General features: G+C 71.0%; 8 protein-coding genes. 6 read left to right on the top strand and 2 right to left on the bottom strand.

The window, feature by feature from the left end; translation table 11 throughout:
- Positions 1-21: 21 nt before the first annotated feature.
- The 3 genes from ACIPN7_RS25535 to ACIPN7_RS25545 are packed head-to-tail and all read left to right on the top strand — an operon-like array spanning position 22 to position 2,205.
- On the top strand, positions 22-375 hold the full coding sequence (locus ACIPN7_RS25535; RefSeq protein WP_285107739.1) for a DUF742 domain-containing protein: 354 nt from the start codon (positions 22-24) through the stop codon (positions 373-375).
- Complete coding sequence (locus tag ACIPN7_RS25540; RefSeq protein ID WP_350224608.1) at positions 356-967, top strand: ATP/GTP-binding protein; 612 nt, start codon at positions 356-358, stop codon at positions 965-967. The genes ACIPN7_RS25535 and ACIPN7_RS25540 overlap by 20 nt, the downstream gene beginning before the upstream one ends.
- A gap of 47 nt (positions 968-1,014) precedes the next feature.
- Positions 1,015-2,205: a cytochrome P450 gene (locus ACIPN7_RS25545; protein ID WP_400549200.1), complete on the top strand. Its 1,191-nt coding sequence runs from the start codon at positions 1,015-1,017 to the stop codon at positions 2,203-2,205.
- Positions 2,206-2,327: 122 nt separating this feature from the next.
- On the opposite strand, the gene ACIPN7_RS25550 is transcribed toward ACIPN7_RS25545, so the two are convergent.
- A complete protein-coding gene (locus tag ACIPN7_RS25550; RefSeq protein WP_400549203.1) occupies positions 2,328-3,857 on the bottom strand; it encodes a flavin-containing monooxygenase in 1,530 nt (509 codons plus the stop codon).
- 157 nt (positions 3,858-4,014) lie between these two features.
- On the opposite strand from ACIPN7_RS25550, the gene ligA reads away from it, so the two are divergent.
- Positions 4,015-6,306: an NAD-dependent DNA ligase LigA gene (ligA, locus tag ACIPN7_RS25555; protein ID WP_400549206.1), complete on the top strand. Its 2,292-nt coding sequence runs from the start codon at positions 4,015-4,017 to the stop codon at positions 6,304-6,306.
- A 304-nt stretch (positions 6,307-6,610) separates the two neighbouring features.
- Positions 6,611-9,586, top strand: coding sequence for a family 16 glycoside hydrolase (locus tag ACIPN7_RS25560; RefSeq protein WP_400549209.1), 2,976 nt, complete (start codon positions 6,611-6,613; stop codon positions 9,584-9,586).
- A 66-nt stretch (positions 9,587-9,652) separates the two neighbouring features.
- Here ACIPN7_RS25560 and ACIPN7_RS25565 read toward each other — a convergent pair whose 3' ends face one another.
- Positions 9,653-10,774, bottom strand: a complete 1,122-nt coding sequence (locus tag ACIPN7_RS25565) for an ROK family protein (protein ID WP_400549212.1) — start codon at positions 10,772-10,774, stop codon at positions 9,653-9,655.
- A 135-nt stretch (positions 10,775-10,909) separates the two neighbouring features.
- Here ACIPN7_RS25565 and ACIPN7_RS25570 point away from each other — a divergent pair, with 135 nt between their 5' ends.
- On the top strand, positions 10,910-12,448 hold the full coding sequence (locus ACIPN7_RS25570; RefSeq protein ID WP_400549215.1) for a sugar ABC transporter ATP-binding protein: 1,539 nt from the start codon (positions 10,910-10,912) through the stop codon (positions 12,446-12,448).
- The last annotated feature ends 13 nt before the right edge of the window (positions 12,449-12,461 follow it).

The following is a 12,461-nucleotide window of genomic DNA, read 5'->3' on the forward strand; positions in this document are numbered from 1 at the left end:
CGACCAACAGGGGGCGAGGGGATGGACTCCGAGGAGTACCGCGATCACCCGGTGCGCTCGTACGTGCTCACCTCGGGACGTGCACACCCGTCGCGCAACACGCTGCGACCGGAGACGCTCGTGCGCGCCGTCGAGAGCCGGCCTGTGCTCTCGACGGCGGGCCGGCTGGAGCGTGAGCTGGTGCAGCTGTGCCACGGCACGCTCGCGCTGGCCGAGGTGGCGGCGTACCTGCAGCTACCGGTAAGTCTCGTGGCGGTCATGGTCTCGGACCTGGTCGACGCGGGGAACCTGACGATTCGTTCCAACCATCAAGCGCACGTCCTGCCCGGCAAGGACATCCTGGAGAAGATTCTCGATGGACTCCGCAAGCTCTGACCGCACCGTGCCCGGACAGCACCTTGCGCCGACCGTGGCACGGTCGGTCAAGATCCTTGTCGTGGGTGCCTTCGGGGTGGGCAAGACGACGCTGATCGGTGCGGTCAGCGAGATCGAACCGCTGCGTACCGAGGAACGCATCACGACGGCGAGCGTGGGCATCGACCCGGGGCAGCCGAACAAGGAGACGACGACGGTCGCGATGGACTTCGGTCGCATCACCGTGACCGAGGACATCGCGCTCTACCTGTTCGGCACCCCGGGCCAGCGCCGCTTCTGGGACCTGTGGTCGGGCCTGGCGGACGGCGCCGTGGGCGCGCTCGTCATGATCGACACCCGGCACCTCGAGGACAGCTTCGAGGTGCTGGACCAGCTCGAGCTGCGCACCAAGATCCCGTTCGCCGTGGTCGTCAACCAGTTCCCGGACTCGCCGGACTATCCCCTGGAGCGGGTCCGCGCGGCCCTGGACCTGCTGCCGGAGACGCCCATCGTCGAGTGCGACGCGCGGGACCGGCAGTCGGCCGTGCTGACCCTCATCACCCTGGTCGAGCACGCGATGACCTTCCCGGTCTTCCAGAAGGTCAACGCGTGACGTTGGCCAACAGACTGCATCGGCGGTTGGAAGACATTCCGGACCGGATGCAGCTGTCGGACATCACGACCGCGCGCGACCCGCACAAGCTCTACGAGCGGCTGCGGGACGAATGGGGCCCCGTGGCCCCCATGGACCTCGAACCGGGTGTGCCCGCCTGGCTCGTCCTCGGGTACGACGAGGCGAGCAGCGTGATGCGCAACGAGCTGCTGTTCTCGCGCAACTCGCGCAACTGGCGGTACGTCCAGGAGCGCTCCCTGCCCGCGGACTCGGGCGTGTTCGCGGCGCTGGCGCCCCGCGAGAACGCGTACTTCCTGGACGGGATGCAGCAGCGCCGGCTGCGCGCCCCGCTCGACGACGCGCTCGGCGGCGTCGACGAGAAGCGCCTGGCCCGTACGGTCGCGGTGACGTGCGAGGCGATCATCGACCGCCTCATGCCGCGCGGCGAGGCGGACCTGGTGAAGGACTACGCGGTGGCGGTCCCCGTCATGGTCATGACCGAGATGTTCGGCATGAGCCTGTCCGACGGGAACAAGATGCACGAGCTCACCGAGGCCCTGTATGCGGGCAAGGAGAAGGCTCGTGCCGCGGCGATGGAGCAGGAGTCGCTGCTCGCGGTGCTCGTGGCCACGCACCGGGCCGAGCCCGGCGAGGACCTGACCACGGCCCTGGTGAACCACCCGAACCACGCGAACGACGTCGAGGTCATGGCCTCGATCGGCGTGATGTTCAGCCTGGGCCACGACGCCGAGATCGCCTGGATCGCGAGCACCCTGCACATGATCCTGACCGACCCGGCGTTCGCGGCCCGCGTGCGCCGTGGCCGGCTCGACCTGGACGACGCGTTGGACGAGGTCTCCCGTCGGCATCCGCCGGCGCCGCACGTGCTGCCGCGGTTCGCCCGGCAGGACTGCGAGCTGGGCGGACGCCGGATCGCGCTCGGCGACGCCCTCGTCCCCGCGGTGGCGGCGGCGAACGCCGACCGGGCCATCCGCACGGACGACCCGTGGGAGGAGCTGGGCAGCCGGTTCCACCTCACGTGGGGCGCGGGCGCGCACTCGTGCCCCGCGCACCGCATCGGCCCGCTCATCGGCCGCATCGCCGTGGACACCCTGCTGCGCCGCATCCTCGACATGGAGCTGACGGTGGCGTACGACTCGATCAAGATGTCGGTCTCGCCGTGGTCGCGCTACCCCCGCAGCCTGCCGGTGCGCTTCACGACCCCGATGACCGTCTGACGACGCCGTGCGCGGCGCCCGACGCCGCCCGACAGACCGCGGGCCCGGCCGGATCTCCCGGCCGGGCCCGCGGTGCGTCCTGACTGTGTCGCAGAAGGACGGCCCGGAGGTGGTGGTGGTCGTCAGCCCACGGACGAGTCCGAGCCGACGCGGTCCTTGGGCGCCTGGGCGCGGATCTTCTCCCTCAGACGCGGCACCACGTTCTTGTAGACGGACGGGTCGATCGGCAGGAGCCACTGGACCGCCTGGGCACGCTGGCTGATGTTCACGCCGGCCTCGTCCAGGGTCTCGTCGATCTGGTGCATCGAGAACGGGATGACGTTGGTGCCGCGGGCGTGCTTGCCGCCCGTGCGCTGCTCCATCCACGCCACGCGCTCGGCGACGTGCTTGCGCCGCTCCTCGATCGGAGGCAGGTTCACCACGCCGCCCAGGTACGCGGCGATCCAGACCGCGCCAGCCTCGGCGGACAGCGGCGAGAACAGCGACGAGTTGTAGCCCGCGAAGGTCAGGTTCGGCACGCCGTCGGGCAGGATCTGGCGGTAGAGCTTGTAGTTGCCGTCCTCGTCCAGCAGGCGGGCGGACACGGCGTCGTCCAGGAACGGCACGCGCTGGTGGAAGCCGGTGCCGCAGACCACGAGGTCGGCGGGGATGCGGGTGCCGTCGCTGAGGACCGCGACCGGCCGGTCGCCGTCGGCCTCGAACCGCTGGATCTCGGTGTCGCGGTGCACCCTGATGGCGCCGCTCGCGACCTGCTCGTAGAACCCGTCCGTGGACAGCGACACGGTGCTGTTGGCGATGTCGGCGAACTCGCCCCGGGGCACGAGCCCGAGCTTCTTGAGCTTGAACTGCCAGGTCGCGACCGACCCGATGCTCGAGAGCATGCTCGCGCGCACCTTGTCGCCGGGGCCGTGCAGGAACCGCTCCATGCCGTTGTCCAGCTCCTGGTACTTGAACAGGGCCTCGCCGAGGCGGGACAGCAGCAGGTACTTCATATTCAGGGAGTTGGCGATGCGCTTGGGCATCTTCCACAGCAGGCGCCGGGCGACGACGGTGGTGGACTCGGCGACCACGCCGATCTCGGCGGCGACGTCGCACGCCGACTTGCCGTAGCCGACCACCACGACGTTCTTGCCGCGGGCGTCCTCGAGGTTGTTGAGCTGGCTGGAGGCGACGAGCTTGCCGCCGGCGCGGACCAGGTCCGCGTAGCCCTCGTACTGCGGGAAGACCGGGTCGGAGAAGATCCCGTTGGCGACCACGAGGTGGTCGAACCGCTCGGGCGCCGAGACGGGGGCGCCGATGCGGCGCGCCGTCACCATCCAGCCGTCCTCCGCGTCGGTGAGCTCGGCGCGCACGACCTCGGTGGCGAGGCGGAGGTAGGGGCGCAGCTCGAACTTCGCGACGTACCGCTCCAGGTAGGCCTGGACCTGCTCGCCCGTGGGCCACTCCGGGTAGTCGCGCGGCATCGGCAGGTCCGAGAACGCGTACGAATCCTTGTTGTTCTGCGTCCGGAGACCGGTGTACCTGCGGGTCGCGCTCCACACCCCGCCGACATCCGGCGCCTTTTCGAAGACGGTGACCTCGTGGTCGAACTCGCGGAGGGTTTTCGCGGTGGCGAGACCTGCGAACCCGGCACCGACGACGGCGATCTTCAAGGGACCCCTGCTCTCAGTAGATTTGCGGCATTTTGCTCGAATGGTAGCGGGACCCGCTCGTGCGCGGTAGGGGCCGGATCTTGGCGAATGGCCAGGTCGGCAGCCTCTTCGGCGCAGGCGTCCACAGGTCACCGCTCGGATGTCAGTGGTTCACGCCATGATTGTGTCCGTGAGCGAGACGACAGGCATCCCGGGACCGGCCGACGCAGGCGACGAGGCGGCGGCGCAGCGCCGATGGGCGGAGCTGGTCGCCCAGATCGAGGAGGACCGGAGGGCCTACTTCGAGGACGACGCGCCCCTCTCGTCCGACGCCGAGTACGACGTGCGCATGCGGGAGCTGCAGGCCCTCGAGGCCGCGCACCCCGCGCTGGTGACACCGGAGTCACCCACGCAGAGCGTCGGCGGCGCGGCGACGGCGGGGTTCGCGACCGTGGAGCACATCGAGCGCATGCTGTCGCTCGACAACGCGTTCAGCACCGAGGAGCTCGCCGTCTGGGCCGACAAGGTGCACCGCGACCTCGGCACGGACACCCCCGGTCTGCTGTGCGAGGTCAAGATCGACGGTCTGGCCATCTCCCTGGTGTACGAGAAGGGGCGGCTGGTCCGCGGCGTGACCCGCGGCGACGGCCGCGCGGGCGAGGACGTCACGGCGAACGTGCGCACCATCGCGTCGATCCCGCAGCAGCTCGCGGGCGACCCCGCCGACCACCCGGACCTCATCGAGGTGCGCGGCGAGGTCTTCATGGCCACGGCCGACTTCGCGGTGCTCAACGAGAAGCTGGTCGCGGCGGGCCTCGACCCGTATGCCAACCCGCGCAACACCGCCGCCGGCTCGCTGCGCCAGAAGGACCCGTCGGTCACCGCGAGCCGCAACCTGCGCATGTACGCGCACGGCGTGGGCGCCCTCCAGTGGCAGGCCGGCGAGCACACGGAGCTGGAGCGGCAGTCCGACGCCTACACGCTGTTCGACCGGTGGGGCATCGCCGTGTCCCCGCACAACCGGGTCATCCCCGGCCTGGACGGCGCGCTCGAGATGATCGAGTACTTCCGCGAGCACCGGCACGACATCGAGCACGAGCTCGACGGCATCGTCCTCAAGGTCGACGCCCTGGAGCAGCAGCGCAAGCTGGGCTCGACCAGCCGCGCGCCCCGCTGGGCGATCGCCTTCAAGTACCCGCCGGAGGAGGTCAACACCCGGCTGCTCGCCATCCAGATCGGCGTGGGCCGCACCGGCCGGGCCACCCCGTACGCCGTGATGGAGCCGGTCAAGGTCGCCGGTTCCACGGTGCGCCAGGCCACGCTGCACAACCAGGACGTGGTGCGGGCCAAGGGTGTGCGCATCGGCGACGTCGTGGTGCTGCGCAAGGCCGGCGACGTCATCCCCGAGATCCTGGGGCCGGTGACGGCGCTGGCGGGCGACGGCTACCCGCGCGAGGACTTCGTCATGCCGGCGAACTGCCCCGAGTGCGGCACGCCCCTGCGCCCCATGAAGGAGGCCGACGTCGACCTGCGCTGCCCCAATGCGGAGTCCTGCCCCGCACAGGTGCGCGGGCGGGTCGAGCACATCGGGTCGCGCGGCGGCCTCGACATCGAGGCGCTCGGCGAGGTCACCGCCGCGGCGCTCACCCACCCCGAGGTGCCCGAGACGCCGCCGCTGGTCACCGAGGCCGGGCTGTTCTCGCTCACGCTCGACCAGCTCCTGCCCATCGAGGCGGTGGTGCGGGACGCCGATACGGGCCTGCCCAAGATGGACGACGACGGCGTGGTGCGCCGCCGCGCCCCGTTCCGCCGCAAGCTGTCCTACGGCAAGGCGCAGCGCGCCGCCGCCGAGGAAGCGGGGGAGACCCTGCCCGAGTGGGCGCCGTCGGCGAACGCGACCAAGCTCCTGGAAGAGCTCGAGCGCGCCAAGACCAAGGACCTGTGGCGCATGCTCGTCTCGCTGAACATCCGGCACGTCGGGCCGGTCGCGGCGCGGGCGCTCGCGGGCTGGTTCGGCTCGGTGGACGCGATCGAGGCGGCGTCGGAGGAGGAGCTCGCGGCCGTCGAGGGCGTAGGCCCCGTGATCGCCGCCGAGATCAAGGCCTGGCTCGCGGTGGACTGGCACCAGGGGATCCTCGCGGCCTGGCGCGCGGCCGGCGTTCGGCTCGAGACGCCGGGGCACCCGGGCCCGGCGGCGATGGCCGAGGCCGACACCGAGCCCACCGGCCCGCTGGCGGGCCTCACGGTCGTGGTGACCGGCTCGCTCGTGGACTTCACGCGCGACGGGGCCAAGGAGGCCATCCTCGCCGCGGGCGGCAAGGCGTCCGGGTCGGTCTCGAAGAAGACCGACTACGTGGTGCTGGGGGAGAACGCCGGCACCAAGGCGGCCAAGGCTGAGGCCCTGGAGATCCCGACCCTGGACGAGGACGGGTTCAAGGCGCTGCTGGAGGGCGGCCCGACGGCGCTGTAGGGCGAAGAGCCCCTGACCTCCGTACCGGCCGGGTCGACTGCGCCCCGGCCGGCGCGGAGGTCAGCAGCCATGTCCCGCGCCCGCCCAGGTCCATGCACCTGCCCATGCCCGCCTGCCCATGCCCGCGCCCATACCCGGGAGAAGGCGACATCCCGGTAACGCTGAGCATCTGACAACTTTTGCTTGACGCCCGACAGAAGTCCTCGTAGGTTCTAGCCGCAAGGTCAACGCCGACCGAGGAGAGCTCATGCGTCAACGTGGAACCAGAACCCGCACGAGACAGGCCGCCGCAGCCGCGGCTGCCGTGGCACTGACAGCGGTAACGCTCGCGGGGACGGTCCCCGCCGCGGCGGCGGCGGTCGACGACCTCCCGCCCCAGGAGCCGGGCGTCACCCTGAGGACCTACGACCTGGCCCGCGACCTCAGCGAGCTGTGCACGCTCCGCTCGGGCCAGACGCCGAACGTCGACCAGCTCAAGCCCACCATCGACTACTCGACCGAGGCCGACTTCGGGATGGGCGAGCGCTTCATCGCGCACGCCCTGGCGAACCTGAACGTGCCGGTGGAGGGCAACTACGAGTTCCGCCTCACGAGCGACGACGGCTCGCGCCTGGTGATCGACGACGCCGTCGTCGTCGACCACGACGGCCTGCACGGGGAGTCCTCGAAGGAAGGCACCGTCGCGCTCGGCGCGGGGTACCACGACCTGCGCGTGGAGTACTTCGACAACACGAACGACAACATCCTGAGGCTCGAGTGGCGGACGCCGGGCACCAGCGACTTCGTCGTCGTGCCGTCCAGCGTGCTGAGCACCGAGGCCGGCGTCGTGCGCGTGACGGCCCCCGGCACCAAGTACTGCGAGGGCCAGGACGACTCGGCGGGCGACGGCATGCGCCTCGACTCCGTGTACCCGGGCTACACGCTCACGGACCTGCGTCCCGAGGGCTTCGAGCCCATGGTCTCCGGGCTCGACTGGACCGACGACGACCGCCTCGCCGTGGTCACGTCCGGCTCGGTGAGCCCCGGCGGCTGGGTCCCGGACCCCGAGCCGGGCGAGGTCTTCCTGCTGGACAACGTCACCGGCGCGACCTCCAAGGACCAGGTCACCTACGAGAAGGTCGCCACCGACCTGCTCAACCCCATGGGCATCGCCGTGATCGGCGAGTCGATCTACGTCTCGGAGCGGGACAGGCTCACCGAGCTCACCGACCCGGACGGCGACGGTTTCTACGACGACCACCGCACCGTGGCCGAGTGGCCGTTCGGCGGCAACTTCCACGAGTTCGCCTTCGGCCTGCTGTACGACGACGACAGCTTCTACGTGAACCTTTCCGTGGCCATCAACAACGGCGGTGCCACCACGGACCCGCAGCCCGCCGAGAACCGCGGCACCGCGATCAAGGTGGACCGTGAGACCGGCGAGGTCGAGTTCGTGGCGGGCGGCCTGCGCACGCCGAACGGCATGGTCAAGGGCCCGGACGGCGAGCTGTTCGTCATGGACAACCAGGGTGCGTGGCTGCCCAGCTCCAAGCTGGTGCACATCGAGCAGGGCAAGTTCTTCAACCACTTCACCAACCCGTCCGGCCCGTACGACGCCCAGCCTGTCTCCGCCCCGGCGCTGTGGGTGCCGCAGAACGAGATCGGCAACTCGCCGAGCGCCCCGGTGCAGCTCACCGAGGGCCCGTACGCGGGTCAGCTCGTGTTCGGCGACGTCACCTACGGCGGGCTGCAGCGCGGCTTCCTGGAGAAGGTCGACGGCGAGTACCAGGGCGCGGTCTTCCGGCACTCGGCGGGTCTGGAGGCGGGCGTCAACCGCACCGTCGTCGGGCCCGACGGCGCCCTGTACGTGGGCGGCATCGGCGAGGGCGGCAACTGGAGCGAGCCGGGCAAGCTGCGCTACGGCCTGCAGAAGCTCACGGCGAACGGCGAGGACGCCTTCGACATGACCGAGATGCGGGTCACGAAGAAGGGCTTCGAGATCGAGTACACGCAGCCGCTGTCGCAGGAGACGGTGGACAAGATCGCCGAGAACCCGAACGCGGCGTTCCGCATGGACCACTGGCGCTACGTGCCCACCCGCGCCTACGGCGGCCCGAAGGTCGACGAGCAGCAGCTGTTCGTCTCAGGTGCCACGGTGTCCCGGGACCGTACGAAGGTCACGCTGACCGTGGACGGGCGCCAGCCCGGTTACGTGGTGCACCTGCGCAGCCCGCGCCCGTTCGCGGACGCGGAAGGCCGGGAGCTGTGGAACACGGAGGCCTGGTACACGCTCAACGCGATCCCGGGCTACCGGGCGCCGGCGGGGTTCCAGGAGGCCGAGGAGGCGACGCTCCGCGGCAGCGCGAACGTGGCCAACGAGCACAACGGCTACTCCGGCTCCGGGTTCGCGGCGGGCTTCACCGACGTGGGTGCGTCCGCGACCTTCACCACCACCGTCAAGCGCGCGGGCACCCAGCCCGTGAGCCTGCGCTACTCGAACGGCCCCAACCCGTTCCAGGGCACCAAGGAGGTGTCGGTGCTGGTCAACGGTGAGGAGATCGAGCCGTGGGCGCTGGAGTCCACGGGTGACTGGAAGACGTGGGCCACGGCGACCCGGTCGCTCGACCTGCGCAAGGGGGTCAACACCATCACCCTGCGGTACGACGACGACGATGACGGCAACGTCAACCTCGACCTCCTCAAGGTCGGTGGCGGGGCCGACATCTGCGAGCCGAAGCGGTACGAGCGTGGCTACACCGCGCTGTTCGACGGCACGCTGGCCTCGCTGGACGGCTGGAACATGGCCGGCCCGGGCTCGTTCGGCCGCCAGGCCGACTGCACGATCCGCGGGGCCGGTGGCATGGGTCTGCTCTGGCACTCCACGGAGCTGAACGAGTACAGCCTGAAGCTCGACTGGAAGCTCAAGAAGGACGACAACGGCGGTGTCTTCGTCGGCTTCCCGGACCCGGGCAACGACCCGTGGATCGCCGTCAACCAGGGGTACGAGATCCAGATCGACGCCACCGACGAGCCGGACCGCACCACGGGCGCGATCTACACCTTCCAGGGCGCGGACCCGGAGGTCGTGGAGCGGGCGCTGAAGCCGGTCGGGTCCTGGAACTCCTACGAGATCCGGGTGGAGGGGCAGACGATCAAGGTCATCCTCAACGGTGAGCTGGTGAACGACTTCGTCAGCACCGACCCCGCACGCGACCTCGCCCAGGGGTTCATCGGGCTCCAGAACCACGGTCAGGGCGAGGCGGTGAGCTACCGCGACGTCCGGGTCAAGGACCTGAGCTAGCCCCACAGACGTCAGACGCTCAGGTCACTCGCGTGACCTGAGCGTCTGACGTGTGCGCGGGGCGGCTCACGCCACCAGGCGGTCCACGGCCTCCGAGGAGAGCACCAGGTCCACCGCCATGGCGCTCGCGCCGAGCACGCCCGCCTGCGTACCGGTGCGGGCCGTGACGATCCGCAGGTGCTGCGTCGCGAGGGGCAGGGACCGCTGGTAGACCACCTCGCGGATGCCGGCCACGATGTGCTCGCCGGCGTCGGCCAGGATGCCGCCGATCACGATCATCGACGGGTTGAGCAGGCTGACGCTGGTGGCGAGCACCGCGCCGATGTCCCGGCCGGCCTGGCGCACGGCCTGGCTCGCGGCCACGTCGCCCGCCCGGACCAGGGCGACGACGTCGGCGGGCGTGATCGCGCCCTCCAGGCGGCTCGCCACGGCCTGCCCGCTGGCTATGGCCTCCAGGCAGCCGATGTTGCCGCAGCGGCACGCGATGTCGGTGACGCCCGGCACGGCGACGTGCCCGATGTCGCCGGCGGAGCCCTGCGCGCCGCGCCGCAGCGCGCCGTCGGCGATGATGCCGGCGCCGATGCCGGTGGCGACCTTGACGAACAGCAGGTCGGCCACGTCGGGCCAGGCCGCGCGGTGCTCGCCCAGCGCCATGATGTTCACGTCGTTGTCCACGAGCACGGGCGCGTGGAACCGGGCGCCGAGGATTGCCGGCACGTCGGCGTTGTCCCAGCCCGGCATGATCGGCGGGTTGTTCGGCTTGCCGGTCGCGTGCTCCACGGGGCCGGGCAGGCCCACGCCGACGCCGGCGAGCTCGCCGGTGGTCCGGCCCGCCTCGTGCAGCAGCTCGGCTCCGGTCTCGGCCACGCGGTCGAGCACGAGGTCCGGCCCGTCCGTGATGAGCAGGGGCAGGTCGCGCTGCGCCAGGATCGTCGAGGCGAGGTCGGTCAGGGCGAGCCGCGCGTGCGTCGCGCCGAGGTCCACCCCCAGCACCACCCGGGCGGACGGGGCGAACGCGAAGGTCGCGGGCGGGCGTCCGCCGGTCGACGTCGCCTCGCCCGCGGGCGCGATGAGACCCGCCGTCATCAGCAGGTCGATGCGCGCCGCGACGGTCGACCGCGCCTGCCCTGTGACGGCCGCCAGATCCGCCCGTGTGCGGGGTCGCCCGTCGCGCAAGAGCTGGAACATGTCGCCCGCTCCGGACACTTTGGGTACCTGCTGGAATACTTCCCGTGCCACTTCCACCATGCCCCTAGTCAATCATGGTGGGCGAAGTCTCGACTTTTGCTTGACCGTCGCCAAAAGTCCAACTACGTTCGATACATGGTCGACGCGGACCCCCAACCGACAGAGCAGCCGGCGCAGCAGCCCCTGCTGCGGATGCGCGGCATCGTGAAGGAATTCCCTGGCGCGCGTGCGCTCGACGGCGTGGACCTCGAGGTCCGTCCTGGCGAGGTGCACTGCCTGCTGGGCCAGAACGGGGCGGGCAAGTCCACCCTGATCAAGACGCTGGCCGGTGCCCACCAGCCCACAGCGGGCGAGATCCTGATCGACGAGGAGCCGGTCGTCATCGCGGACCCGGTCGCGGCCCTGCGGCTCGGCATCGCGACGATCTACCAGGAGCTCGACGTCGTGGACGGCCTGACCGTCGCCGAGAACATCTACCTGGGGCACGAGCTGGCAACGGGCGGCGTCACGCGCCGGTCCGAGGTGGCCGGCAACACCCGGAAGATCCTCGACCGGCTCGGCCACAAGGAGATCTCCCCGCACCGTGAGGTGGGCTCGCTGCCCGCCGCGGGCAAGCAGATCGTGCAGCTCGCCCGGGCGCTGTCGCGCGACGCGCGCGTCGTCATCATGGACGAGCCGTCGGCGGTGCTGGACTCCGAGGAGGTCGGCAACCTCCACCGCATCGTGCGCGAGCTCACCGCGGACGGCGTCGCCGTCGTCTACATCTCGCACCGCCTGGAGGAGATCCGGCAGCTCGGCGACCGGATCACCGTGCTGAAGGACGGCCGTACGGTCGCGGAGAGCCTCGCCGTGGCGGACACCCCGACCAAGGAGCTGATCCGGCTCATGACCGGCCGGTCGGTCGAGTACGCGTTCCCCGACCGCCCCGGTGTCCCGGAGGACGCGGAACCGGTGCTGGAGGTCGAGGGCCTCGGGCTCGGCGACGTCTTCGCCGACGTCTCCCTCACGGTGCGCGCCGGCGAGATCGTCGGCCTGGCGGGCCTGGTGGGCTCGGGCCGCTCCGAGATCCTGGAGACCATCTACGGCGCCCGGCGGGCGACATCGGGCACCGTGCGTGTTGGCGGCAAGCGCGTGCGCTCCGGGGTGAGCGCCGCCGTCAACGCGGGCATCGGCCTGGCTCCCGAGGAGCGCAAGAGCCAGGGCCTGCTCCTGGACGAGCCTGTGTACCGCAACATCACCCTGTCCACCTTCGCGCGCATGGCGCGCGCAGGGCTGCTCGACGAGCGTGCCGAGCGCACCGCGGCGCGCGAGCAGGCCGAGGCCCTCGACCTGCGCCCGGCCGGCGTGGAGCGGAGCGCCCGCACGCTGTCCGGCGGCAACCAGCAGAAGGCGCTGCTGGCGCGCTGGCTCGTGCACGGCTGCCGCGTCCTGCTGCTCGACGAGCCCACCCGGGGCGTCGACGTCGGCGCCCGCTCCGAGATCTACAACCTGATCCGCCGCCTGGCCGACGACGGCGCCGCCGTGATCGTCGTGTCCAGTGAGATCCCGGAGGTGCTCGGCCTCGCGGACCGCGTCCTGGTCATCTCCGACGGCAAGGCGGTCCACGAGGGTCCCGCCCGCGAAATCGACGAGCACGCCGTGCTCGACCTGGTCATGGAAGGAAGTGTGGCGTGAGCCAACGATCGGC

The organism is Promicromonospora sp. NPDC090134 (assembly GCF_044746965.1).
Taxonomy (GTDB): Bacteria; Actinomycetota; Actinomycetes; order Actinomycetales; family Cellulomonadaceae; genus Promicromonospora.

What these genes read in the sequence shown, in the direction of transcription:
- ACIPN7_RS25535 (WP_285107739.1), top strand. Translation starts at nt 22, where the DNA reads ATGGACTCCGAGGAGTACCGCGATCACCCGGTGCGCTCGTACGTGCTC.
- ACIPN7_RS25540 (WP_350224608.1), top strand. Translation starts at nt 356, where the DNA reads ATGGACTCCGCAAGCTCTGACCGCACCGTGCCCGGACAGCACCTTGCG.
- ACIPN7_RS25545 (WP_400549200.1), top strand. Translation starts at nt 1,015, where the DNA reads ATGCAGCTGTCGGACATCACGACCGCGCGCGACCCGCACAAGCTCTAC.
- ligA (WP_400549206.1), top strand. Translation starts at nt 4,015, where the DNA reads ATGATTGTGTCCGTGAGCGAGACGACAGGCATCCCGGGACCGGCCGAC.
- ACIPN7_RS25565 (WP_400549212.1), bottom strand. Translation starts at nt 10,774, where the DNA reads ATGTTCCAGCTCTTGCGCGACGGGCGACCCCGCACACGGGCGGATCTG.
- ACIPN7_RS25570 (WP_400549215.1), top strand. Translation starts at nt 10,910, where the DNA reads ATGGTCGACGCGGACCCCCAACCGACAGAGCAGCCGGCGCAGCAGCCC.